This is a genomic window from Escherichia sp. WS1118 (assembly GCF_046487695.1).
Taxonomy (GTDB): domain Bacteria; phylum Pseudomonadota; class Gammaproteobacteria; order Enterobacterales; family Enterobacteriaceae; genus Escherichia; species Escherichia coli.
In genome coordinates, this window is sequence record NZ_JBJQIZ010000006.1 from 186,949 (window position 1) to 212,339 (window position 25,391).

Here is a 25,391-nt window from a genome sequence, read left to right on the forward strand (position 1 = left end):
AGCCAAAAAACAACACTGATAAACGTGAATCCGAGGCAGATATGTTTCTAAACTATTTCGCGTTGGGAGTGCTGATCTTCGTCTTTCTGGTGATTTTTTATGGAATCATCGCGATACATGACATCCCTTATCTGATTGCCAAAAAGCGCAACCATCCCCATGCCGACGCTATTCATACGGCGGGCTGGGTGAGCCTGTTTACTCTGCATGTTATCTGGCCGTTCCTGTGGATCTGGGCGACGCTCTATCAACCGGAGCGCGGCTGGGGCATGCAGTCACATGTTGCGCCGCAAGGCGACGTGCCAGACCCGGAAATCGCCGCACTTTCTGACCGGATTTCCCGGCTGGAGCACCAACTCGCCGCCGAGAAAAAGACTGACTATTCCACGTTCCCGGAGATCTAATTATGGATCTATTGATTGTTTTAACTTACGTGGCGCTGGCGTGGGCGGTCTTTAAAATCTTCCGCATTCCGGTGAATCAGTGGACGCTGGCGACGGCGGCGCTGGGAGGCGTGTTTCTGGTGAGTGGTTTGATTTTGTTGATGAACTACAACCACCCTTACACTTTTACCGCGCAAAAGGCAGTGATAGCGATCCCCATCACGCCACAGGTGACGGGAATTGTTACTGAAGTCACCGACAAAAATAATCAGCTTATTCAGAAGGGCGAGGTGCTTTTTAAGCTCGACCCGGTTCGTTACCAGGCGCGAGTTGACAGGCTTCAGGCAGACCTGATGACGGCGACGCATAATATAAAGACGCTGCGCGCGCAGCTCACTGAAGCGCAGGCCAACACCACCCAGGTTTCAGCGGAGCGCGACCGTCTGTTTAAAAATTATCAACGTTACCTGAAAGGCAGCCAGGCGGCGGTGAATCCGTTCTCGGAACGTGACATCGACGATGCGCGGCAAAATTTCCTCGCGCAGGATGCGCTGGTGAAAGGCTCGGTGGCGGAGCAGGCGCAGATCCAGAGCCAGCTCGACAGTATGGTTAACGGCGAGCAATCGCAGATTGTGAGCTTAAGAGCGCAACTTACTGAAGCAAAATATAACCTTGAGCAGACTGTCATTCGCGCACCGAGCAATGGCTACGTCACTCAGGTACTGATCCGCCCAGGTACATACGCAGCTGCCTTGCCGCTGCGTCCGGTGATGGTCTTCATCCCCGAGCAAAAACGGCAAATTGTCGCCCAATTTCGGCAAAACTCGCTGTTACGTCTGAAACCCGGCGATGATGCGGAAGTGGTGTTTAACGCGCTACCTGGGCAGGTGTTTCACGGCAAACTGACCAGTATTTTACCTGTCGTGCCAGGCGGTTCTTATCAGGCGCAGGGGGTATTGCAATCATTAACGGTCGTGCCCGGCACGGACGGTGTGCTGGGAACCATTGAACTGGACCCTAACGCTGATATCGATGCCTTACCCGACGGCATCTACGCCCAGGTGGCAGTTTACTCCGACCATTTCAGCCATGTTTCGGTGATGCGGAAAGTGCTGCTAAGAATGACCAGTTGGATGCATTATCTTTATTTGGATCATTGAGACTTGTATCACCTGTGTTTTGCGCGAGCCTGAGCCATACTGATATTTTTCCTCGCACAAAGGACTCGGCATGAAACTCGTCGGTAGCTACACCAGCCCGTTTGTACGCAAACTTTCTATTCTGTTGTTAGAAAAGGGCATAACGTTCGAATTTATTAATGAACTGCCCTATAACGCGGATAACGGCGTGGCGCAATTTAACCCGTTAGGAAAAGTGCCGGTGCTGGTGACCGAAGAGGGCGAATGCTGGTTTGATTCGCCGATCATCGCTGAATATATTGAATTAATGAATGTTGCTCCGGCGATGTTGCCGCGTGATCCGCTGGAGTCGTTGCGGGTGCGCAAAATTGAGGCGCTGGCGGATGGCATTATGGATGCCGGGCTGGTATCGGTGCGTGAACAGGCGCGTCCGGCGGCGCAGCAGTCTGAAGATGAATTGTTACGTCAGCGTGAGAAAATCAACCGCAGTCTGGATGTGCTGGAAGGATATCTGGTCGATGGCACACTCAAAACCGATACGGTCAATCTGGCGACTATCGCCATTGCCTGTGCCGTCGGATATCTCAATTTCCGCCGCGTTGCGCCAGGCTGGTGTGTCGACCGCCCACACTTAGTCAAACTGGTCGAAAACCTGTTTAGCCGCGAAAGTTTTGCTCGCACCGAACCGCCAAAGGCTTGATGCGCGATATGTCCTCCTGACCCATCTCACGTTACAATCCGTGGTTATGTTAAACGCCCTTCTCCGTGTGAGAGGGCCTTGATCAGCCAGGTTTCCTATGACAACCGAAACGCGTTCCCTCTATAGTCAACTTCCGGCTATTGATCGCTTATTGCGCGATAGCTCCTTCCTTTCTTTGCGTGATACTTATGGTCACACCCGCGTGGTGGAATTGCTGCGTCAGATGCTTGACGAAGCGCGAGAAGTGATTCGAGACAGCCAGACGCTGCCCGCGTGGTGTGAAAACTGGGCGCAAGAAGTCGATGCCCGGTTGACGAAAGAGGCGCAAAGCGCGCTGCGTCCGGTAATCAACCTGACGGGAACCGTGCTGCATACCAACCTTGGGCGAGCTTTACAGGCGGAAGCCGCGGTGGAAGCCGTTACGAAGGCTATGCGTTCGCCAGTGACCCTCGAGTACGATCTGGACGACGCCGGACGCGGACATCGCGATCGGGCGCTGGCGCAGCTGCTGTGCCGTATTACGGGGGCGGAAGATGCCTGTATCGTTAATAACAATGCGGCGGCGGTGTTATTGATGTTGGCGGCCACTGCCAGCGGGAAAGAGGTGGTGGTTTCTCGCGGCGAACTGGTGGAGATTGGCGGCGCGTTTCGTATTCCCGATGTTATGCGTCAGGCAGGATGCACCCTACACGAAGTAGGGACCACCAACCGCACGCACGCGAATGATTATCGTCAGGCGGTGAATGAAAATACCGCACTGTTGATGAAAGTACATACCAGTAACTACAGCATTCAGGGGTTCACCAAAGCGATAGATGAAGCGGAACTGGTGGCGCTCGGCAAAGAACTGGATGTTCCAGTGGTGACTGATTTAGGCAGTGGCTCGCTGGTCGATCTTAGCCAGTACGGTTTGCCGAAAGAGCCAATGCCGCAGGAGTTGATTGCGGCGGGCGTCAGTCTGGTGAGCTTCTCCGGCGACAAGCTGTTAGGCGGGCCGCAGGCAGGAATTATTGTTGGTAAAAAAGAGATGATCGCCCGCCTGCAAAGCCACCCGCTGAAGCGTGCATTACGCGCGGATAAAATGACCCTCGCGGCGCTGGAAGCCACGTTGCGTCTTTATTTACACCCTGAAGCTCTGAGTGAAAAATTACCGACCCTGCGCCTGCTTACCCGCAGCGCAGAGGCCATTCAAATCCAGGCACAACGTTTACAGGCTCCCCTTGCCGCACATTACGGCGCGGAGTTTGCGGTACAGGTTATGCCATGTCTTTCGCAGATCGGCAGTGGTTCGCTGCCGGTTGATCGCCTGCCGAGCGCGGCATTAACGTTTACCCCCCATGATGGACGCGGTAGCCACCTTGAGTCATTAGCCGCCCGCTGGCGTGAATTGCCAGTGCCGGTGATTGGTCGTATTTATGACGGACGATTGTGGCTGGATTTACGCTGCCTTGAAGATGAGCAACGTTTTTTGGAGATGTTGTTGAAATGATTATTGCGACTGCCGGACACGTTGACCACGGCAAAACAACCTTGTTGCAGGCGATTACGGGCGTAAATGCCGACCGTCTGCCGGAAGAAAAAAAGCGCGGCATGACCATCGATCTCGGCTATGCCTACTGGCCGCAGCCGGATGGTCGCGTGCCTGGTTTTATCGACGTACCCGGTCATGAAAAGTTTCTTTCCAACATGCTGGCGGGCGTTGGTGGTATCGATCACGCGCTGTTGGTGGTGGCGTGCGATGACGGTGTGATGGCACAGACCCGTGAGCATCTGGCGATTTTGCAGCTGACCGGTAACCCGATGCTGACAGTGGCGCTGACCAAAGCCGATCGCGTGGACGAAGCGCGTGTTGATGAGGTTGAACGCCAGGTAAAGGAGGTGCTGCGGGAATACGGTTTTGCTGAGGCAAAACTGTTTATCACCGCAGCAACCGAAGGTCGGGGAATTGATGCCCTGCGCGAGCATCTGCTTCAGTTACCAGAACGTGAACACGCCAGCCAACATAGTTTCCGCCTCGCGATCGACCGCGCATTTACCGTAAAAGGTGCCGGGCTGGTCGTCACCGGTACGGCGTTAAGCGGGGAAGTGAAAGTAGGCGATTCACTCTGGCTGACTGGTGTAAATAAACCGATGCGCGTGCGTGCGCTGCATGCGCAAAATCAGCCAACAGAAACTGCCCATGCCGGGCAGCGTATCGCGCTTAACATCGCGGGTGATGCGGAAAAAGAGCAGATTAACCGTGGCGACTGGCTGCTTGCCGATGTGCCGCCGGAGCCGTTCACACGGGTGATCGTCGAACTTCAAACCCATACACCGCTGACCCAGTGGCAGCCGCTGCATATTCACCACGCCGCCAGCCACGTTACGGGACGCGTTTCGCTGCTGGAAGATAACCTTGCCGAGCTGGTGTTCGACACGCCGCTGTGGCTGGCGGATAACGATCGCTTAGTGCTGCGCGATATCTCGGCCCGCAACACGCTGGCGGGGGCGCGTGTGGTGATGCTTAACCCGCCGCGTCGCGGTAAGCGTAAGCCGGAATATCTGCAATGGCTGGCGTCTCTTGCACGGGCGCAGAGCGATGCCGATGCGTTATCTGTTCATCTGGAACGCGGCGCGGTTAACCTTGCGGATTTCGCCTGGGCACGGCAGCTCAACGGTGAAGGGATGCGCGAACTGCTGCAACAGCCTGGCTATATTCAGGCTGGTTATAGCTTGTTGAATGCGCCGGTTGCCGCTCGCTGGCAACGGAAAATTCTCGACACATTAGCGACTTATCATGAGCAACATCGCGATGAACCTGGTCCTGGGCGCGAACGTCTGCGACGTATGGCGTTGCCAATGGAAGATGAAGCGCTGGTACTGTTGCTGATTGAAAAGATGCGCGAAAGCGGCGACATCCTCAGTCATCACGGTTGGCTGCATCTGCCAGATCACAAAGCGGGCTTCAGCGAAGAGCAGCAGGCCATCTGGCAAAAAGCAGAGCCGCTGTTTGGTGACGAGCCGTGGTGGGTGCGTGATCTGGCAAAAGAGACGGGAACCGACGAGCAGGCAATGCGCCTGACGCTACGCCAGGCGGCGCAGCAGGGGATAATTACCGCGATCGTTAAAGATCGTTATTACCGTAACGATCGGATTGTCGAGTTTGCCAATATGATCCGCGATCTCGATCAGGAGTGTGGTTCAACCTGCGCGGCGGATTTCCGCGATCGCTTAGGTGTAGGCCGCAAGCTGGCAATTCAGATTTTGGAATATTTTGACCGCATTGGCTTTACGCGTCGTCGTGGAAATGATCATTTATTGCGCGACGCATTATTATTTCCGGAAAAATAAGGAAATGATTAATTCATAATAAATATGAATTAATACAAAATTTCTTATTAATGTTAAGAAGGCACGTTATTTGATGAATGTAACGTGCTTTTTATTAAAAATATTTTAATAAACGGTAATGTTGATCATATTTTCAAATGAAAATCCTCAGTAAGCTGCCCGCCCTTTTTTACACTTTCAGGAGTGTGTTATGGCAGCTTCAACCTTTTTTATTCCTTCCGTGAATGTTATTGGTGCTGATTCATTGAATGATGCAATGAATATGATGGCAGATTATGGATTTACCCGTACCTTAATTGTCACTGACAATATGTTAACGAAATTAGGTATGGCGGGTGATGTGCAAAAAGCACTGGAAGAACGCAATATTTTTAGCGTTATTTATGATGGCACCCAACCTAACCCAACCACGGAAAACGTCGCCGCAGGTTTGAAATTACTTAAAGAAAATAATTGCGATAGCGTGATCTCCTTAGGCGGTGGTTCTCCGCACGACTGCGCAAAAGGTATTGCGCTGGTGGCAGCCAATGGCGGCGATATTCGCGATTACGAAGGCGTTGACCGCTCTGCAAAACCGCAGCTGCCGATGATCGCCATCAACACCACGGCGGGTACGGCCTCTGAAATGACCCGTTTCTGCATCATCACTGACGAAGCGCGTCACATCAAAATGGCGATTGTGGATAAACATGTAACTCCGCTGCTTTCTGTCAATGACTCCTCTCTGATGATCGGTATGCCGAAGTCACTGACCGCTGCAACGGGTATGGATGCCTTAACGCACGCTATCGAAGCGTATGTTTCTATTGCCGCCACGCCGATCACTGACGCTTGTGCACTGAAAGCCGTGACCATGATTGCCGAAAACCTGCCGTTAGCCGTTGAAGATGGCAGCAATGCGAAAGCGCGTGAAGCAATGGCTTATGCCCAGTTCCTCGCCGGTATGGCGTTCAATAATGCTTCTCTGGGTTATGTTCATGCGATGGCGCACCAGCTGGGCGGTTTCTACAACCTGCCACACGGTGTATGTAACGCCGTTTTGCTGCCGCATGTTCAGGTATTCAACAGCAAAGTCGCCGCTGCACGTCTGCGTGATTGTGCCGCTGCAATGGGCGTGAACGTGACAGGTAAAAACGACGCGGAAGGTGCTGAAGCCTGCATTAACGCCATCCGTGAACTGGCGAAGAAAGTGGATATCCCGGCAGGCCTACGCGACCTGAACGTGAAAGAAGAAGATTTCGCGGTTCTGGCGACTAATGCCCTGAAAGATGCCTGCGGCTTTACTAACCCGATCCAGGCAACTCACGAAGAAATTGTGGCGATTTATCGCGCAGCGATGTAATCATCATTCCCACAACGGCTGGCGAGTTGTCAGCCGCTTTTTCAACTATCTCAAAACTTGCTTTTTTTGAGATAGTTTCTCTTTCCTGCTATACACTATCTCAATATTGCGCTTTTTTGAGATAAGCACATGGCTATCAAATCACCTCCCGGACTTATTCCTTTATCACACTTATCGGGTGAGGAACTCCTGGCCCACCTGCGCTTTAACCGGGTCACCGATGAAAAAGGACGTTATCTGCCTTTTGATGAGTTGCAGTACCGCATCAAAAAAGGAGAAAACGTCGATGTGGCGTGGACGCTTACCCGTCTGGCGCGCAACGCGGCGATCCAACGAATTAATTATTGCAATGAAGCGGGTGAACAGGCCGGATTCAACATTACCCCGGTGATTGCAGAAGCGTGCGAGCTTGTCGACAAACGTGCTACCGCGCTGGCGCTGAAAGATCAGACTGAACGGTTACGCGGGGCCGGAGCCGAGTTAAGCCAGTTACGCCTGGAAGAGCCGATCACCAGCTCCCAGCTGGAAGGTGCGAATACTACAACGCTGGTGGCGAGAAAAATGCTGGAAACAGGGCGGTCGCCACGCACTGAAGACGAGCATATGATTGCGGGAAATGCCCGGCTGATGGCGGAAATTCCGCACTTACTCGCAGAACCGCTGACACCTGCGCTTATTCGCCAGTTACATGCCATTGGTATGGGTGGAATCAATGACGCGAAATATCGTCCGGGAGAATTTCGTGAAACAGATGATGTTGTGATCGCCGACTATGATGGCAATATAGTGCATCAACCGCCCGCTGCGGCATTGTTACCGGAACGGCTGGAAAAAGTTTGCCAGTGGTTAAACAGCCATGAAGGGTATATTCATCCGTTGGTCCGTGCCTGCATTCTGCATTTTATGCTGGCCCATGAACATCCGTTTCGGGATGGCAACGGGCGCACCAGTCGGGCGCTGTTTTACTGGTATATGCTGAAATCGGGCTACGATGTTTTTAAATATATTTCCATCAGCCGTTTGCTTCATGCAGCGCCAGTAAAATATGCCGCCAGCTACCAGTACACTGAATCAGATGGTATGGATCTGACTTATTTCCTTGAATATCAGGCGGGTGTCATTAAACGTGCTCTGCAAAACTGGCAGCAGCATATCGATGAAATTACACAACGAAGCGCAAAACTCGATAGTGTGCTGTTTAGCTCTGGTGTGCTTAAACGCCTGAATCCGCGCCAGGTAACGCTCCTGAATGTGATGCTCGCCAATCCGGGGAAAGAGTACACAGTTGCTGAAATTAGTGTGAGTCTGAGCGTCTCGGATAATACGGCGCGGACCGATTTACGGACAATTGTTAAAGAAGGATTCGCGCAAGAGAAAAGAATTAATAACCAGCAAGCAGTGTACGTCGCACACTACCCGCTGTAGCTTTTGCCCGTAAATTCGTGATAGCCGTCGTAAAGCTGTTACCGACTGGCGAAGATTTCGCCAGTCACGTCTACCCTTGTTATACCTCACACAGCAAGGAGACGATCATGACCAATAATCCCCCTTCAGCACAGATTAAGCCCGGCGAGTATGGTTTCCCCCTCAAATTAAAAGCCCGCTACGACAACTTTATCGGTGGCGAATGGGTAGCGCCTGCCGATGGCGAGTATTACCAGAACCTGACGCCGGTGACCGGGCAGCTACTGTGCGAAGTGGCGTCTTCGGGCAAACGAGACATCGATCTGGCGCTGGATGCTGCGCATAAAGTGAAAGATAAATGGGCGCACACCTCGGTGCAGGATCGCGCGGCGATTCTGTTTAAGATTGCCGATCGAATGGAACAAAACCTTGAACTTTTAGCGACGGCAGAAACCTGGGATAACGGCAAACCCATTCGCGAAACCAGTGCTGCCGACGTGCCGCTGGCGATTGATCATTTTCGCTATTTCGCCTCGTGTATTCGGGCGCAGGAAGGTGGGATCAGTGAAGTGGATAGCGAAACCGTGGCCTATCATTTCCATGAACCGTTAGGCGTGGTGGGGCAGATTATCCCGTGGAACTTCCCGCTGCTGATGGCGAGCTGGAAAATGGCTCCCGCTCTGGCGGCGGGCAACTGTGTGGTGCTGAAACCCGCACGTCTTACTCCGCTTTCTGTACTGCTGCTAATGGAAATCGTCGGTGATTTACTGCCGCCAGGGGTGGTGAACGTGGTCAACGGCGCAGGTGGGGAAATTGGCGAATATCTGGCGACCTCGAAACGCATCGCCAAAGTGGCGTTTACCGGCTCAACGGAAGTGGGCCAACAAATTATGCAATACGCCACGCAAAACATTATTCCGGTGACGCTGGAGCTGGGCGGCAAATCGCCAAATATCTTCTTTGCTGATGTGATGGATGAAGAAGATGCCTTTTTCGATAAAGCGCTGGAAGGCTTTGCACTGTTTGCCTTTAACCAGGGCGAAGTTTGCACCTGTCCAAGCCGTGCTTTAGTGCAGGAGTCTATCTACGAACGCTTTATGGAACGCGCCATCCGCCGTGTCGAAAGCATTCGCAGCGGTAACCCGCTCGACAGCGTGACGCAAATGGGCGCGCAGGTTTCTCACGGGCAACTGGAAACCATCCTCAACTACATTGATATCGGTAAAAAAGAGGGCGCTGATGTGCTCACCGGCGGGCGGCGCAAGCTGCTGGAAGGCGAACTGAAAGACGGCTACTACCTCGAACCGACGATTTTGTTTGGTCAGAACAATATGCGCGTGTTCCAGGAGGAGATTTTTGGCCCGGTGCTGGCGGTAACCACCTTCAAAACGATAGAAGAAGCGCTGGAGCTGGCGAACGATACGCAATATGGCCTGGGCGCGGGCGTCTGGAGCCGCAACGGTAATCTGGCCTATAAGATGGGGCGCGGCATTCAGGCTGGGCGCGTGTGGACCAACTGTTATCACGCTTACCCGGCACATGCGGCGTTTGGCGGCTACAAACAATCAGGCATTGGCCGCGAAACCCACAAAATGATGCTTGAGCATTACCAGCAAACCAAGTGCCTGCTGGTGAGCTACTCGGATAAACCGTTGGGGCTGTTCTGATGTGAAAGGCTGCCCGGCGTGTATTGCCGGGCACTCTCAGGCATGGCTACTGCCCGTAATAGGCATTGGCCCCATGCTTACGCAGGTAGTGCTTATCCAGCAGTTCGTTTTGCATCGCAGGGAGCTGTGGCGCAAGCTGGCGCGAGAACAGACCCATATAGGCGCACTCTTCCAGTACCACGGCGTTATGCACCGCATCGGCGGCATTTTTTCCCCAGGCGAACGGGCCGTGAGAATGCACCAGCACCGCAGGGATTTGTGCCGGGTTCAACCCACGCTCTTCGAAGGTTTTAATGATCACTTCTCCGGTCTGGTATTCATACTCGCCGTTGATCTCTTCTGCGGTCATCAGGCGCGTGCAGGGGATGGCTCCGTAAAAATAATCGGCGTGAGTAGTGCCCCAGGCGGGGAGATCAAGTCCGGCCTGCGACCAGATGGTGGCGTGGCGCGAGTGGGTATGCACTATGCCGCCAATCTCCGCAAAGCGACGGTAAAGCGCCAGATGCGTTGGCGTGTCGGAAGAGGGCTTTTTGCTGCCTTCCACCACCTTGCCGCTGGCTATCTCAACCACCACCATATCGTCGGCGGTCATTACCTCATACTCAACGCCGGAAGGCTTAATCACCATCCATTGCCGCGTTTCGTCTATCGCGCTGACATTGCCCCAGGTGAACGTCACCAGATGATGAACGGGAAGCGCCAGGTTTGCCGCCAGCACGTCAGCTTTCAGTTGCTCTAACATATAAATCCGGCCTCCTGCATACGCGCTTCAATCCAGCGCCGCGCCTGAATAATCTCCAGCACCGGCTCTTTGGCTTTTTCGGTCCACATTTCAATCAGAAATGATCCGCGATAGTTCAGCTCATGCAGCGTTTTGAAGATGCCAACAAAATCGACACAGCCTTCGCCAAACGGCACATCGCGGAACTGTCCGGGGCTATGTTCGGTAACGGGTTGAGTGTCTTTCAGGTGGATGGCGGCGATACGGTCGATGCCCAGTTTCAGTTCGGCGGGAACATCATTGCCCCAGGCGCTGAGGTTGCCTACGTCCGGGTAAACGGTGAACCACGGTGACGCAAGCATTTCGTCCCACTTTTTCCATTTGCTGATAGAGTTCATAAACGCGGTGTCCATAATCTCCACCGCCAGCATGACTTGTGATGCCGCTGCCTGTTCAACCGCCCACGCCAGCCCTTCAGCAAACCGTTGCTGGGTGCCTTCGTCATGATCCTCGTAATAGACGTCGTAACCTGCCAGTTGAATAGTACGAATGCCGAGATCGCGCGCCAGGCGAATCGCTTTACTCATAATCTCCCGCGCCCGCTGGCGCACGGCGTCGTCCCGGCTACCAAAAGGAAAACGACGATGTGCGGACAGGCACATTGACGGAATAGCAACACCCGTTTCGATCATCGCAGTGACCAGCGAAGCACGTTGTGCGGCGCTCCAGTCAAGACGTGACAACCGTTCGTCGGTTTCATCCACCGACATTTCGACAAAATCAAAGCCACAGCTTTTTGCCAGCACCAGCCGCTCCGGCCAGGAGAGATCTTTCGCCAGCGCTTTTTCATAAATGCCTAACGGATGATTACGCACGCTTGCCTCCCCAGATGGAGTCGATTTGCGCATGGAAATCGCCAGCCACTTGCGCCGGATTTGCTGCGCCTGCCAGCGCCCGTCCGGCAATAAACGCTTTCACGCGGATCTCTTTAAACAGCGGCAGGTCAGCAGGGGTAATCCCGCCAGTAATGGAAAGCTCAAGGCCGATATCGGAAAGCGCCTTCATGCGTGCCAGATCGGCCTCGCCCCACTGTTGCCCGCTGGCCTGCGCGTCACGACCACGATGATAAATCGCCTGTCGTACACCAATACGATGCCAGTCACGGGCATCGTCCAGCGTCCAGTTGCCGAATAGCTCGATCTGAATTTCACCGCCGCAGTTCTGTGCCATCGCGTGGCCTTTTTCCACCGTGGCGAGCGGCGCGGCGCAGATGATGGTCATCCAGTTAGCGCCTGCGCCAAATGCCTGTTGCGCGAGCGTTTCACCCGCGTCGGCGACCTTCCAGTCGGCAACGATGATTTTGTCAGGGCACTGTTCGCGCAAGGCTTTCACTGCGCCAAGCCCTTCGTTTAAACAGAGAATGGTGCCTGCTTCGACAATATCGACGCTGTCTTTTAACAGCGTCACGTCGCGCTGCGCGGCTTCAAGTGATGAGTGGTCGAGGGCCAGTTGCAGAAGTGGTCGACTCATAATGTGTGCTCCTTGATGTGGGCGTGATAACCCTGAAGTGCGGCAATGAGATGTTGATAGCGTTGGTATTTTTGTTGGTAAAGCTGATGCGCGGCCATATCCGGCAGCAGGGTGCGTACCGGGTGCTGTAAGTCACGTTGGGCTTCGCTGAAATCGCGATAAACCCCGGTACCGACGCGGGCGGCAAGTGCCGCACCAAAGCAGCCGGTTTCTTCCACCTGCGGCAGCTCGATACGCAGACCGCTGACGTCCGCCAGCATTTGCATCCAGACATCGGAGTGCGCCGGGCCGCCAGTGACGCGCAGGGTGTGCACATCAGTAAAACGTTCGCGCATCCGGTTGAGATGGGTCATATGGCTGAACACCACCCCTTCATAGATAGCCTGTAAGAGGTGTGCACGGGTGTGAATGGCCTGCATCCCGTAGAAACCGCTGGTCATTTCGAGTCCGGCGTTGCTGCCGTACAGGAACGGCAGGAAAAAGAGATCGCCACCGGCTTTCGGCAAACTGGCAACGGCCTGATTAATCTCAGCAAATGAGATTTCTCCCCACTGTGCGGTAAACCATTCGAGATTGCCGGAAGAGGTGGGGCTGGCTTCGTGAACGATAAATTGACCATCGTTAACGTAGCGACCATAGACATACGGATGCGCTTCACCGTCACGTAAACCGTGGGTTATGCCGCTGGTCACCGCCCAGGTCCCCATCACCGCATTGAGGGTGAATTCGTCTTCGAGCCCGGCGCAGAGTGCGGTGGAAACCACATCAAACAGGCCGCCGACAACGGGGGTACCCGCTTTCAGACCGGTCAGTACGGCTGTCTGAGCGGTGATTTCCCCGCAGATTTCGGCAGATCCGACAACAGGCGGCAGGGCGTGATTGATTTCAGCAATCCCCAGCCAGTCGGTAAGGCACGGGTCATATTCCCCGCGACTCATGTTGTAGAGATTGGATTCAGAAATATTGCTCTCTTCGCAACCTTTGACGCCGGTTAAACACCAGCGCAGGTAGTCGTGCGTCATCATCACGCAGCCAATTTGCGCGTAGCGTTCTGGTTCGTGCTCTTTCAGCCAGCGTAACAGCGACACCGGATGCCCGGTCCATAAGGTTTGTCGGGTCAGCGGATAGAGTTTTTCCGGGATGCCATCTTCCTGCCAGCGACGAACGATTTCCATCGCCCGGCGATCCGAGGACAAAATGGCGTTACCGAGCGGTTTGTCGTTTTTATCAAGTAGAAATAAGCCCTTTCCCTGCGCGGAGATGCCGATACCGACAATTTGTTCCCCGCTGACGCCAGAATGGGTAAGCAGGGCGCGAATGACAGCAGTGCAACATTGCCACAGTTCTGCCATGTCGCGCTCTGCCCAGCCTGGCTGTGGACTTAATGCGCACAGCGGCAGGCGCTGCACGCCCGCCTCCCGGCCTTCTCGGTCATACAGCCCGGCTTTCAGCCAGCTACCGCCACAATCTAACCCCAGCCAGTATTGCGTCATGGTTTATTGCACCTCATCCACGGCTTTCAGCAGATCAGCACCCTGCGGAACATCTTTAACAAACATGTCACGGACCTGGGTACCCAGCGCATCGCTAAAGGCTTTGCGGTCGAGATCGGTGATGACTTCCACGCCCGCTTCTTTCATACCGTCGATGATTTTTTGCTGATCTTCGGCGACCAGTTTGCGCTGATAGCTACCCGCTTCCTGCGCAGATGAGATCAGTGCCTGCTGGAACTCAGGCGTTAAGCCATCAAACTTCGCTTTGTTGATCACCACCAGAAGCGGGGAATAGGCGTGATGGGTCAGGGAAAGGTACTTCTGCACTTCATAAAATTTTGCTGACCAGACGACGTTGATCGGGTGTTCCTGAGCGTCGATAGTGCGGGTTTCCAGCCCGGTATAGACTTCGGCAAACGGCATCGGGATCGGGTTAGCGCCAAAAACTTTAAATGCAGCGATATTCATCGGGCTGTTGTTGGTGCGGATTTTCAACCCTTTCAGGTCGGCAGGCGTTTTGACCGGTGCACGCGAGTTGGTGACATCGCGCCAGCCGTTTTCCCAGTAGGCCAGTACTTTCAGCCCCTTACCTTCAAGGGAGACTTTCAGGTCATCACCGACTTTGCCGTCGAGCGTTTTATGCGCGTGAGCGGTATCGCGGAACAGGAACGGGACATCGAGCAGGTTGATGACGGGCGAGAGTCCCGTAAAGTTGTTAGAGCCAGACATCTCCATATCAATAGTGCCGCCACGCACGCCGCTGATCATCGCCTGCGCATTACCAAGGGTGCTATCCGGGAACAGTTTTAATTTCAGTTCGCCTTTGGTTTTTTCCTGCAGTAATTCATTAAATTTTTTCGCCGCAATATGTTGTGAATCGGTTTGTGAGGTTTCATAACCGAAACGTAATGATTGTGCCGCCAGAGAAGATGTGCTGAACGTCGCCACTCCGGCAATTAATAAAGCGTAGGTTACAGAACGTAATTTCATTATGATTTCCTTTTAACTCATCCATTTAAGAGGAGCGGTAATGAGCTCCGGGATAAAAATAAATAATGCTAACAACATGAATAAAACCATGACGTAAGGCGCAACGCCTTTTACCGCATCGTCAAATTTAAGTTTCGCCACGCCGCATACCACGTTAAGAACATTACCGACTGGAGGCGTAATCAGTGATATTGAACAGTTGATAATAAACATGATGCCGAAATAGACCGGATCTATTCCCGCTTCTTTCACTAATGGCATTAATACTGGTGTAAGAATTAATACGGTAGGCGTTAAGTCCATGACCGTACTGATCACCATAATAGCGAGCATAATGACGATGAATAATAAGCGAGGCGAATCAACCAACGGTTGTAATAGCTCCGATACCATCATGGGTAATTCGGCGATCGTAATAAGCCATGCAGATACCGCAGCAGAGGCCACCAGGAACATCACCACGGATGTGGTTTTTGCCGCGTTAATCAGCACATGATAAAGCGTGGAGAAGGTCATCTCGCGATAGACCACCACCGAGACGAACAGAGCGTAGAAGGCGGCAACCGCGCCTGCTTCGGTCGGTGTAAATAACCCCGAACGGAAACCGCCAATAATAATTATCGGTAAAAAGAGCGCCCAAATACCGGAAACTAAGGATTGCCAGACTTCTCGTAGTGAGGCTTTCGGCTGACAAGGTAAATTCAGTCGTTTTGCCTGCCACCACCAGGTAACCATCAGCGTGACGCCCATCATGATGCCCGGTGCGATGCCCGCCATAAACAGTTTGCTGATGGAGAGTCCGCTGGAGACGCCGAAGATAATGAGTGGTATGGAAGGCGGGATAATGGCCGCAATAATCCCCCCGGAACCGATAAGCCCGGCGGCGCGGTTTACCGGATAGTTGGCCTGGCGCATCATCGGCACCAGCAGCGCCGCGACAGCTGCGGTATCAGCAACCGCAGAACCGGACAGGCTTGCCATGATCATCGCTGCCAGCACGCCCACGTAACCCAGACCGCCTGGCCTGTGGCCTACCAGTTTCATTGGCAAGTCGACGATACGTTGCGACAGGCCGCCCGCGTTCATGATCTCACCCGCCAGTACAAAGAAGGGGATGGCTAACAGGGAGAAGCTGTCTGCGCCATTTACCAACGTTTGTGCCAGAATTTGCACATCAAAGATATCCATCCAGAACATCAATGAAATGCCGCACAGTAATAATGCCCAGGCGATGGGAACGCCAATTGCGATAGCCCCTAACAAACTGACAATAAATATAAGGATTGTCATCGTCAGGCTCCTTGTTGGTTTCGGCTGGGTGTATTTGTGAACTGCCGGTATAAGTGACGCAATTCCAGCAATGCGATAATCAGACTGGTGGGGATAGCGGCGGCGTACATTAAGCCAACGGGGACGCCAAGAATGGGCGATAAGTTGCTCCAGTCTTGCGCTGTTTTTTCTATAGCGCCCCAGGCCAGCCCCAGACACAGCAATAAAATGAGCGTATGGGTTAGCAGCGAAACACGTTGTTGATTAGCCGGTGAGAGTTTTTCGACTAAAAAAGTAACCTGCACATGGCTGTTGTCCATATAAGCAACGATTGCGCCAATAAAGGTTAACCAGACAAATAAAAGTCGGGATAATTCATCAATCGATAATATACTTGTGTGGAATCCATATCGAAGAATGATATTAATAAAAATAATACAAGACAGTATTGCGATGATGATCGCAAGAATGCCTTCGAGTATCCGTTTCATAACGAGTCCTTCTGGTTATGCAATATTTTTTATGCGCTAATGTTGTTAATATTCGTAATAATTATCAGAAAACGGCTAATTAGATATTCAAAGTGATATATAAGCGGAACTATTTAACGAGATTCATTCAGAGAGTGAATGCCGTTACGTAATATTTCGATGCGATGGTGCACATCAGCCGTCGCATTTATTTCCAGTAGCTTGATGCCAGCAAAATGCAATGTTGACGATTCTGCTACATTAAATAACTCGCGAACATGATCTGTGGTCATCAGGCTTTCTGCGCAGAATGGTGCAAACGGTGCGTGTAAATCCTGCCATTCGCCGTATGCCCCGTTTAGCGTCGTACCAGAGAACATCAACGCGCCGAGTTTTCCGGCTTGTTTCGCCATTTGGGTGTGGGTCAGCGGCAGCGTTGTATTGCGCCCTTCAATGGCAGAGCGCGCCCAGTTGATACAGATGCTGATGTCATAATCGGTAATAACTTCCAGCACATTTTCTAAAGGCAAAAAGCCTTTTCGGGGGGAAGAAGATGTCATGGCGTCGCAGTGTTCCAGCACCAGCTTGCACGGCCAGTCCCAACTGGCGATTTCTTTCAATGAGTGGGCAAAAGCGTCCGTCGCCTGCATAACATTAGGATTCGTTGCTAACGGTGCAGCCTGGAGCTCCAGTGCGAGCACTTTATTAGCCTGCAATGCGTTGATTTTATTGAACAGGTGGCGATAGTACGCCACGCAGGCCTGGCGCTGTTCTTCATCACTGGAGGCGAGACCAAACCCGCTGTTTTCGCTGCGGCGACGCATGGTTTCCATCACTGCGGTGACGACAAATTTCCAGCTCTCTGGCGTATGACGGAGTAACCATTGATCGCCCAGCGGGTGAAAATTTTCCAGGCAAGGTTGTTCCAGCCCCAAAATGTCTGGAGTCTCAGATAATTGTCGCCAGAAATCCTTCTCTTCCTCTTCACTTCTTTGGTGAAAAGAAGGTGCACAGGGATACGCGCCGATAATATAACCGGCATTATTCGTTTTCATTATGTGCTCCAGTAATCATTTTTTATAAAGCAGCGAGGGCCACTTTAACCACGATCTTGCGTATTGCCGTAGTGGCATTTTTATTACATGCCGGGCGATGTACATCCTGCGGGAAGAAAATAGCGTAACTACCCGGTATCATTTCTATAAATGATTCATGTTCACTATCGTGATAAAAAATAATATCGCGCTGCTCTAATAGTGATTCGCTGACTTTATTGTTTCCCGTATCAATGGCAATGCCGATTTTCTCTTCACCCCACGCCAGAAACTGAATATCGATATACCGACGATGCACTTCCGGACGGTTTTCTACCGCCTCGCGTGTGGTTAAATCGATAATTTGCGCATAAATATTCTTGCCGTCGATTTCGACAACGCCCGGTTCCAGGGCGTTGAAGTCGGTGGTGCGCAGAAAATCGAGCGCCTTTTCAATGGCGGCGGGCAAACGGCACGGATTAGGCTGCGCGATATGTCCAAAAATCATGGCTTATCTCCTTATAACGCCTGGATTTTTGCCCACACGCTGTCATCAACGGTAATACCGTTACGGCGGTTTTCTGCCAGCAGGGTAGTAAATTCGTGGCCGGGTAAACGAATAGCCTGGTTTTCGTCAGCACGCTCGGCACTGGTAACGTAATCCATAATGCGTTGCAGTTTGGCATCGCGGGTGGGACTGTCGATAAGCTTGTCCACTTCAATGGCAATAAAAATTTGTGAAATGCCGTATTCGTCGCTGTTGTCCTCGGTGACTTCGGCAACCGATGCGCCGTCAGAAAGGAGGGTAGCGATCATATCCAGCACAATCGACATGCCCGAACCTTTCCAGTAGCCCATCGGCAAAATGCGGCGATTTTTCTCAATAACGCCAGGTTCTTTGGTCAAATTGCCCTCATCATCAAAGCCACCATCTACCGGGAGCTGACGACCTGCCAGGCGATTAACTTCTAACATGCCGTAAGAGAACATCGACATCGACATATCGACCATGGTGATCGGCGTGGAAGGAATGGCGACGATCAGCGGGTTGGTGCCGATGCGACACTCTTTTGCGCCCCACGGTGGCATTACGGCGATGGAGTTGGTCCAGCAAATGCCAATATAGCCTTTTTCCGCCGCCTGCCAGCCGTAGCTGCCGCCGCGCATCCAGTGGTTGGCATTACGTAGTGCCACCAGACCAATACCGTGATCGGCAGCCAGTTCAATGGCGCGATCCATCATCTTTTTCGCTGTCAGGTTACCGATCGAACGCTGGGCGTCCCACTGTTCAATTGCGCCGAGGCTGGTTATACGTTTGGGTTGGGCATCAGGAATGATATCGCCGTTTTCCAGTTGTTGAATGAAACGAGGGAAACGATTAACGCCGTGAGAATAAACGCCGGATTCGGTGGTGCGGGCGAACATCTCTGCACAGGCGTCAGCCGTTTCGTTGTCAACGCCGCGTGAAATTAAGACCCGATTAAAGGCTGCTTTTAACTGCTCAAATGTCACTTTCATCCCAGGCTTCCTTGTTTTTTTGATCGCTTTTTTGGCTTAAAATTTCAATATACGAAACTTGATTTCAAATATATCGATCACTTTTTAACAAAGCAATCTGATTGATGAATTTCAAAAAACTTAAAAATCAAGTGGTTATAAATTATCTGTCGAGATCGTGAACTACGGCACACTTTGCGCTACCATCAGGACGCGACAAAATGGGGAAAGAAGTGATGGGAAAAAAAGAGAACGAGATGGCGCAGGAAAAAGAGCGCCCAGCCGGAAGCCAGAGTCTGTTTCGTGGGTTGATGCTGATTGAGATTTTGAGCAACTATCCAAACGGTTGTCCGTTGGCGCATCTTTCGGAGCTGGCTGGTTTAAATAAGAGTACCGTCCATCGCTTATTGCAGGGATTACAGTCCTGCGGCTATGTGACCACCGCGCCCGCCGCAGGGAGTTATCGCCTGACCACCAAATTTATTGCCGTCGGGCAGAAGGCGCTATCTTCGCTGAATATCATTCATATCGCCGCTCCGCATCTTGAGGCTCTGAACATCGCCACTGGTGAAACTATTAACTTCTCCAGCCGCGAAGACGATCACGCTATTTTGATTTATAAGCTGGAACCCACAACCGGGATGCTGCGAACCCGTGCCTATATAGGCCAGCATATGCCGCTCTACTGTTCCGCAATGGGCAAGATCTACATGGCGTTTGGTCACCCGGACTACGTGAAGTCATACTGGGAAAGCCATCAGCATGAGATCCAGCCGTTAACCCGCAATACCATTACCGAGCTGCCCGCGATGTTCGACGAACTGGCGCACATTCGTGAAAGTGGAGCGGCGATGGACAGAGAAGAAAACGAACTCGGCGTCTCCTGTATTGCTGTTCCGGTGTTTGATATTCATGGGCGGGTGCCGTACGCCGTGTCGATTTCGCTTTCGACATCACGTCTGAAACAGGTGGGAGAGAAAAATCTCCTGAAACCACTGCGTGAAACCGCGCAGGCTATTTCTAATGAACTGGGATTTACTGTCAGGGACGACCAGGGCGCGATCACATAACCCTTTGGACAAGTGCCAAAACTTTAACATTTCCTTCGTTGGATCAAAGCAGTAGGGACGCGCTCTCTGGCACTCTGCTGTTTTAGTGCAAAGGAGTGATCATGAACCGGTTTATTATTGCGGATGCGACGAAATGTATCGGTTGCCGTACCTGTGAAGTGGCTTGCGCAGTGTCGCATCAGGAGAATCAGGATTGCGCTGCGTTGTCACCAGACGAGTTTATTTCCCGTATTCGTGTCATTAAAGACCACAGCTGGACCACGGCAGTAGCCTGTCATCAGTGTGAAGATGCACCGTGCGCGAATGTCTGCCCTGTTGACGCGATAAGCCGCGAACATGGGCATATTTTCGTTGAACAATCACGTTGCATTGGCTGTAAAAGCTGTATGCTGGCTTGCCCGTTTGGTGCGATGGAGGTCGTTTCTTCGCGCAAAAAGGCGAGGGCGATTAAGTGCGATCTGTGCTGGCATCGGGCGACGGGGCCGGCCTGTGTTGAAGCCTGCCCGACAAAGGCGTTGCAGTGCATGGATGTCGAGAAAGTGCAGCGACATCGGCTACGGCAGCAGCCTGTTTGAAACGTTTTTCCGGCGTTTCTCAACGCAGGGATAGTGCGCTTTGTTTATGCCGGATGCGGATAAAACGCCTTATCCGGCCTACAAATTCTACCAAATTCAATATATTGCAGAAATCATGTAGGCCTGATAAGCGTAGCGCATCAGGCAATTTTTAGTGACTTTCAGCCCAGGCTCTTTCTATCTCTTCTGCCAGAATCTTCACACCCGCCTCAATTTTCTCCGGCTCTGGTACGTAGTTCATGCGCATACATTGATGTGTATGTGGCCACGGTTTATCCAGTCCCGGGAAGAAGTTGTGCCCCGGCACCATCAGCACGCCGCGTGCTTTCAGGCGCTGGTAGAGCTGCTCGGTCGTAATGGGCAAATCCTTAAACCATAGCCAGAGGAAAATGGCTCCTTCCGGTTTATGAATCAGGCAGCGATCTTCCGGTAAATAGCGGCGAATGATGGCGATAGTTTCCTGAACACGCTGGTAGTAAAACGGTTTGATGACTGTTTCAGACAGGCGCAGCAGATCGTTACGCTTAATCATTTCACACATCATCGCCGGACCAATACCGCCAGGTGCCAGGCTGATAATGCCGTTCATATTGGTGATGGCGGTGATGATTTTTTCATTGGCGATGATAATGCCGCAGCGGGAGCCAGGTAGCCCCAGCTTGGAAAGACTCATGCACAGCACGATATTCGGATTCCATAGCGGGCGCGCTTCGCTGAAGATGATACCCGGGAACGGGACGCCATAAGCGTTATCAATCACCAGCGGAATGCCGTGTTGATTCGCCAGCGCGTCAAGCTTCAGCAACTCTTCGTCAGTAATCACATTGCCTGTTGGATTCGTCGGCCGGGAGACGCAAATCATCCCGGTTTCTTCGCCAATATGCAGATGCTCAAAATCGACGTGGTATTTAAACTGGCCTTCCGGCAGCAGTTCAATATTCGGACGCGCAGAGACAAACAGATCTTCTTCCAGTCCGGCGTCAGCGTAGCCAATGTATTCCGGTGCCAGCGGGAACAGCACTTTTTTGACCCGACCATCGGCACGGCGTCCGGCAAACAGATTAAATAAGTAGAAAAACGCGCTCTGGCTGCCGTTTGTTAGTGCAATATTCTGTGGTTCGATATCCCAACCCAACTTCTCGCGTAGCATTCCGGCAAGCAGTGTGAGTAGCTCCGTTTTCCCCTGTGGACCGTCGTAATTGCACAGTGCATCAGTCGCTTTGCCACTTTCCAGCATGTCGGTCAGTAGCGTCTGGAAGTAGTCCTGCATTTCCGGGATCTGCGCTGGATTACCGCCGCCGAGCATAATCGCGCCAGGCGTGCGTAAACCGTCGTTCAGATCTTCCATCAGCAGCGTAATGCCGGAGTGGCGGGTAAATTTGTCACCAAAAAGGGAGAATGTCATAGCGGGATATCTGTCGAACTCTGTAGCAAGGAAGGTAACAATAACGCTACATTTGCTGGGGTGCAAATCGGTCTGTTGAAGAGTGAGCGGGGCTTTATCCTGCAATGCTGATTAGGGCTGACATTTTATCCTGGTTGGCGGCTTCCCGAGGTACTGACGAACGGGAAGCCGGAAAAGTCACTGTTGCCCAGCCCAGATGACCAGCACTTTATCGTCGCCATGCTCACGAACAAAGCCGTAGCCCTGCTTCAGCGAAAGTGTCGTTTGTTTGCCCACGCCAATTGCGGGATGGCGGGCGCGGAACTGGCTGATTTTTTGCCAGTGCGCGACGCTGGCGGCAGATTTACCGCTAACATCCTGCCAGTTCATATCCGAACGCGTACCTTGCAGCGGATCAGAACCGGTAGGACCGAACGGACGCGAGGATTCATCGCCATAAAAGATTTGTACCGCGCCTGGCGCTAATAATAATAACTCTGCTGCTTTGTCGCCCCCTTCACGGAACAGGCGGGTATCATGCGACGAGAGGTAGCTCAACACGTTGAAATCCTGCAATTTCTCCGCCATTTGCTGCCAGGTCGTATCCATCTGCGCCAGACAATCGACTGCTTTCGCCGCCTGCTCCTGATAATCGAAATTGATCATCGCATCGAAGCCGTGGCGATAGTAGTCACTTTGCATCACGCCGTGGCCCCAGGCTTCACCGGTCATCCAGAAAGGTTTGTCATCTAATGCTTTGTCGGGGTTAGCTTTTTTCCATTCGCGAAGTGCAGCGCTGGCTTCGGTTTTCAGTTGCTGCCAGGCGGGCAACTCAACATGTTTGGCGGTATCGACCCGAAAACCATCAATCCCATAGTCGCGGACCCACTGACTTAACCAGTGGGTTAAGTAATCGCGAGGGGTAAAGCCGTCGATGACTTTAGCGTGGGTATCCGTTTTGTTTTTATAGAACACTGGCAGACCAGAAGCGGTAGTTGATTCGGTTTTGATATCCGGCAAAAAGGCCAGCGACATAGTGAGATCGTCGAATCCAGGATTGTCGTAATCGCCGATATCCGTTCTGATCCAGTTTTTTCCCCACCATTTATCCCAGCCTGTTTTGTCGCTGAAATTAATGTAATCGTTAAAGCTATGCCAGGTTTGCCCGGCGGCAGGTTTCCAGTCGCTCCAGCGTTCACCCAGCGTTTTTTTCAGCTCGTCACCAGAAAGATATAACGCGCCAAACTGATACTCCTGCATATCCGCCAGCGTGGCATAGCCAGTGTGGTTCATCACGACATCAAAGAGAATACGAATACCGCGCTGATGCGCGCTATCAACCAGCGTCCGTAGATCGGCTTCACTGCCCATATTGGCATCAAGATTCGTCCAGTCCTGTGTGTAATAACCATGATAGGCATAATGCGGGAAATCACCTTTTGTACCGCCGCCGACCCAGCCGTGAATTTGCTCAAATGGGGCGCTTATCCATAAAGCATTGACGCCCAGTTGCTGGAGGTAATCCAGTTTGTTGGTCAGGCCGCGTAAATCGCCGCCGTGAAAAGTGCCAATTTCCGCTATACCGTCTTTATGACGTCCGTAACTCTGGTCATTACTGGGATCGCCGTTTTCGAAACGATCTGTCAGCACAAAGTAAACCGTGGCGTTATGCCAGTCGAAAGGGGCGGATGTGTCAGTTTCTGCCCGTTCCAGCAGGAGTAAACCGTTGCTGGTGGCAGCGGGTTGTAACGTTATTTGACCATTCTTCACTATCGCAATTTGCTGGCTGTAATAATCCCGGACTGCGGCTCCCTCCGGAAAAGTGGCGCTGACATCCAGTGTGAGCGGTAATCCATCCCATTTCGGGCATTCACGGACCAGGCTTGCTACCGGTTCGACGGCGTTCTGGATGGAAATCATCAATGTTGGCGTACCGGAGCGGGTGTCTAGTTGCAGCGTATATTCGCCGTCCCTGAACAATCGCCATTGAGGCGGCGTGTTGCTACAAGGTTGCAGGGAAAGCATCTGATTGAGTTTTATCGCATCCGCAGGCTGCCAGCACTGTTGGTCAAAATTTAGCATTAGTGGACGCGTACCTTTGGGCAACTGCGCGTGGCTGACAAATGTTCCCGTCCCCTGTTCGCTAAAGGCAGGGAACCCCGGAGAAGTCCAGCTGGCGGCAACGGCGAAGCCAGGAAGGAGTGTCAGAAAACAGGCGGCGAGTTTCATGGCGGATGAGTCCTTATTGCTGCGATTTCAGACAGTTTGCCAGCGATAAGCCAGACAAAACTCATCCCTGAGCGGTAAGTCCACAGGATGAGAAGCAAGGGTGAGCGATCGCGCGCAAAAAACGGCTGAATTTTGCGATAAACCCCACATTTTCTGCGATTTAGCGCCAATCTGAATCGTTAACTCGTGACATAGTTTCAGATTTGGACTATTCCTTGGGGTGCTCTTGACAGCTATTTTTGATATGATTTGGGATTCAACTCTCAAATTTGTGAAAAATATAAGGTGTTGGAATGATTAAATCCGACCAGGAGACCTGATGATTTTGACTCCCATACGACGATATGGGGCGATGATTCTTATGTTACTCACTCTGGTGTTTTCGAGTGAGGTGTTAGCGAAGACGCACACAACAACAGCGAGTCAAAAGTCCCACTTAACTAAAGCTAGTAATAAACAGGTAAGCAGTAAACAAGAGTATTCTCGCAATAGTGCAAAGAGTAGTTCACTTCCTGATTTGCGAAAATACCCTTCCGGAACACCAAGGAAAAAGGCGTTTCTCCGGACTGTAATGCCTTACATTACCAGCCAAAATGCGGCCATTACTGCGGAACGTAACTGGCTGATTTCAAAACAGTATCAGGGCCAATGGTCACCTGCTGAGCGTGCGCGTCTGAAAGACATCGCCAAACGCTACAAGGTGAAGTGGTCTGGTAATACGCGAAAAATCCCGTGGAATACCTTGCTTGAACGCGTAGACATTATCCCTACCAGTATGGTGGCGACGATGGCTGCAGCAGAAAGCGGTTGGGGAACGTCAAAGCTGGCGCGCAACAACAACAACCTGTTCGGCATGAAATGCATGAAAGGACGTTGTACCAATGCGCCGGGTAAAGTGAAAGGGTACTCACAGTTTAGTTCTGTCAAAGAATCGGTGAGCGCCTATGTCACTAACCTCAATACGCACCCGGCTTACTCTTCGTTCCGTAAATCGCGTGCACAACTGCGTAAAGCGGATCAGGAAGTGACTGCCACAGCGATGATTCACAAGCTGAAGGGCTACTCGACCAAAGGGAAGAGTTATAACAACTACCTGTTCGCAATGTACCAGGATAACCAACGGTTAATCGCGGCGCATATGTAATTGCATTTCCTCGAGCCTTA

23 protein-coding genes are annotated in these 25,391 nt (G+C 52.2%); 11 read left to right on the plus strand and 12 right to left on the minus strand.

The window, feature by feature from the left end; genetic code table 11:
• Positions 1 to 41 precede the first annotated feature (41 nt).
• From ACJHYO_RS12850 to aldB, 8 genes are all read left to right on the plus strand, one after another.
• A complete protein-coding gene (locus ACJHYO_RS12850) occupies positions 42 to 404 on the plus strand; it encodes a DUF3302 domain-containing protein (RefSeq protein WP_000479618.1) in 363 nt (120 codons plus the stop codon).
• Between the two features lie 2 nt (positions 405 to 406).
• Positions 407 to 1,543, plus strand: coding sequence for an HlyD family secretion protein (locus tag ACJHYO_RS12855; RefSeq protein ID WP_000364934.1), 1,137 nt, complete (start codon positions 407 to 409; stop codon positions 1,541 to 1,543).
• Positions 1,544 to 1,613: 70 nt separating this feature from the next.
• A complete protein-coding gene (locus ACJHYO_RS12860) occupies positions 1,614 to 2,222 on the plus strand; it encodes a glutathione S-transferase (protein ID WP_000779792.1) in 609 nt (202 codons plus the stop codon).
• Between the two features lie 97 nt (positions 2,223 to 2,319).
• A complete protein-coding gene (selA, locus tag ACJHYO_RS12865) occupies positions 2,320 to 3,711 on the plus strand; it encodes an L-seryl-tRNA(Sec) selenium transferase (protein ID WP_085455596.1) in 1,392 nt (463 codons plus the stop codon).
• A complete protein-coding gene (gene selB / locus ACJHYO_RS12870; protein WP_000582436.1) occupies positions 3,708 to 5,552 on the plus strand; it encodes a selenocysteine-specific translation elongation factor in 1,845 nt (614 codons plus the stop codon). The genes selA and selB overlap by 4 nt, the downstream gene beginning before the upstream one ends.
• Before the next feature lie 190 nt (positions 5,553 to 5,742).
• Positions 5,743 to 6,894 carry an L-threonine dehydrogenase gene (yiaY, locus tag ACJHYO_RS12875; RefSeq protein ID WP_000741500.1) on the plus strand — a complete coding sequence of 384 codons (1,152 nt, stop codon included), beginning with the start codon at positions 5,743 to 5,745 and terminating at the stop codon, positions 6,892 to 6,894.
• A gap of 129 nt (positions 6,895 to 7,023) precedes the next feature.
• The gene (locus ACJHYO_RS12880; RefSeq protein WP_000985738.1) at positions 7,024 to 8,319 is read left to right on the plus strand and encodes a Fic family protein; all 1,296 of its coding nucleotides are present in this window, start codon (positions 7,024 to 7,026) and stop codon (positions 8,317 to 8,319) included.
• 107 nt (positions 8,320 to 8,426) lie between these two features.
• Positions 8,427 to 9,965, plus strand: a complete 1,539-nt coding sequence (aldB, locus tag ACJHYO_RS12885) for an aldehyde dehydrogenase AldB (RefSeq protein WP_001318108.1) — start codon at positions 8,427 to 8,429, stop codon at positions 9,963 to 9,965.
• Positions 9,966 to 10,011: 46 nt separating this feature from the next.
• On the opposite strand, the gene araD is transcribed toward aldB, so the two are convergent.
• The 10 genes from araD to yiaK form a co-directional block, all read right to left on the minus strand.
• Positions 10,012 to 10,707 carry an L-ribulose-5-phosphate 4-epimerase gene (araD, locus tag ACJHYO_RS12890; RefSeq protein WP_000893156.1) on the minus strand — a complete coding sequence of 232 codons (696 nt, stop codon included), beginning with the start codon at positions 10,705 to 10,707 and terminating at the stop codon, positions 10,012 to 10,014.
• Positions 10,701 to 11,561: an L-ribulose-5-phosphate 3-epimerase gene (locus ACJHYO_RS12895; protein WP_001297963.1), complete on the minus strand. Its 861-nt coding sequence runs from the start codon at positions 11,559 to 11,561 to the stop codon at positions 10,701 to 10,703. The genes araD and ACJHYO_RS12895 overlap by 7 nt, the downstream gene beginning before the upstream one ends.
• Positions 11,554 to 12,216, minus strand: coding sequence for a 3-keto-L-gulonate-6-phosphate decarboxylase UlaD (gene ulaD, locus ACJHYO_RS12900; protein ID WP_000089474.1), 663 nt, complete (start codon positions 12,214 to 12,216; stop codon positions 11,554 to 11,556). The genes ACJHYO_RS12895 and ulaD overlap by 8 nt, the downstream gene beginning before the upstream one ends.
• Positions 12,213 to 13,709 carry an L-xylulokinase gene (lyxK, locus tag ACJHYO_RS12905; protein WP_000196103.1) on the minus strand — a complete coding sequence of 499 codons (1,497 nt, stop codon included), beginning with the start codon at positions 13,707 to 13,709 and terminating at the stop codon, positions 12,213 to 12,215. The genes ulaD and lyxK overlap by 4 nt, the downstream gene beginning before the upstream one ends.
• Before the next feature lie 3 nt (positions 13,710 to 13,712).
• Complete coding sequence (yiaO, locus tag ACJHYO_RS12910; RefSeq protein WP_000776928.1) at positions 13,713 to 14,699, minus strand: 2,3-diketo-L-gulonate TRAP transporter substrate-binding protein YiaO; 987 nt, start codon at positions 14,697 to 14,699, stop codon at positions 13,713 to 13,715.
• 12 nt (positions 14,700 to 14,711) lie between these two features.
• The gene (yiaN, locus tag ACJHYO_RS12915; protein ID WP_000153839.1) at positions 14,712 to 15,989 is read right to left on the minus strand and encodes a 2,3-diketo-L-gulonate TRAP transporter large permease YiaN; all 1,278 of its coding nucleotides are present in this window, start codon (positions 15,987 to 15,989) and stop codon (positions 14,712 to 14,714) included.
• Between the two features lie 2 nt (positions 15,990 to 15,991).
• Entirely contained in the window at positions 15,992 to 16,459 is a 468-nt protein-coding gene (gene yiaM, locus ACJHYO_RS12920) for a 2,3-diketo-L-gulonate TRAP transporter small permease YiaM (protein ID WP_000821446.1), read from the minus strand.
• Between the two features lie 113 nt (positions 16,460 to 16,572).
• A complete protein-coding gene (locus ACJHYO_RS12925; protein WP_001357937.1) occupies positions 16,573 to 17,493 on the minus strand; it encodes a DUF4862 family protein in 921 nt (306 codons plus the stop codon).
• A 22-nt stretch (positions 17,494 to 17,515) separates the two neighbouring features.
• Entirely contained in the window at positions 17,516 to 17,980 is a 465-nt protein-coding gene (locus ACJHYO_RS12930; RefSeq protein WP_000576092.1) for a YhcH/YjgK/YiaL family protein, read from the minus strand.
• A gap of 11 nt (positions 17,981 to 17,991) precedes the next feature.
• Entirely contained in the window at positions 17,992 to 18,990 is a 999-nt protein-coding gene (gene yiaK, locus ACJHYO_RS12935) for a 3-dehydro-L-gulonate 2-dehydrogenase (protein ID WP_410232481.1), read from the minus strand.
• A gap of 200 nt (positions 18,991 to 19,190) precedes the next feature.
• Between yiaK and yiaJ the strand changes: the two genes are divergently transcribed.
• Together yiaJ and ACJHYO_RS12945 are read left to right on the plus strand one after the other, a co-directional pair.
• The gene (yiaJ, locus tag ACJHYO_RS12940; RefSeq protein WP_000514241.1) at positions 19,191 to 20,039 is read left to right on the plus strand and encodes an IclR family transcriptional regulator YiaJ; all 849 of its coding nucleotides are present in this window, start codon (positions 19,191 to 19,193) and stop codon (positions 20,037 to 20,039) included.
• A gap of 101 nt (positions 20,040 to 20,140) precedes the next feature.
• The gene (locus tag ACJHYO_RS12945; RefSeq protein WP_001296520.1) at positions 20,141 to 20,614 is read left to right on the plus strand and encodes a 4Fe-4S binding protein; all 474 of its coding nucleotides are present in this window, start codon (positions 20,141 to 20,143) and stop codon (positions 20,612 to 20,614) included.
• A 151-nt stretch (positions 20,615 to 20,765) separates the two neighbouring features.
• On the opposite strand, the gene avtA is transcribed toward ACJHYO_RS12945, so the two are convergent.
• A complete protein-coding gene (avtA, locus tag ACJHYO_RS12950) occupies positions 20,766 to 22,019 on the minus strand; it encodes a valine--pyruvate transaminase (RefSeq protein WP_000144359.1) in 1,254 nt (417 codons plus the stop codon).
• Positions 22,020 to 22,196: 177 nt separating this feature from the next.
• Positions 22,197 to 24,227: an alpha-amylase gene (gene malS / locus ACJHYO_RS12955; RefSeq protein ID WP_085455594.1), complete on the minus strand. Its 2,031-nt coding sequence runs from the start codon at positions 24,225 to 24,227 to the stop codon at positions 22,197 to 22,199.
• 319 nt (positions 24,228 to 24,546) lie between these two features.
• Between malS and ACJHYO_RS12960 the strand changes: the two genes are divergently transcribed.
• Complete coding sequence (locus ACJHYO_RS12960; protein ID WP_001297957.1) at positions 24,547 to 25,371, plus strand: protein bax; 825 nt, start codon at positions 24,547 to 24,549, stop codon at positions 25,369 to 25,371.
• Positions 25,372 to 25,391: the final 20 nt, after the last annotated feature.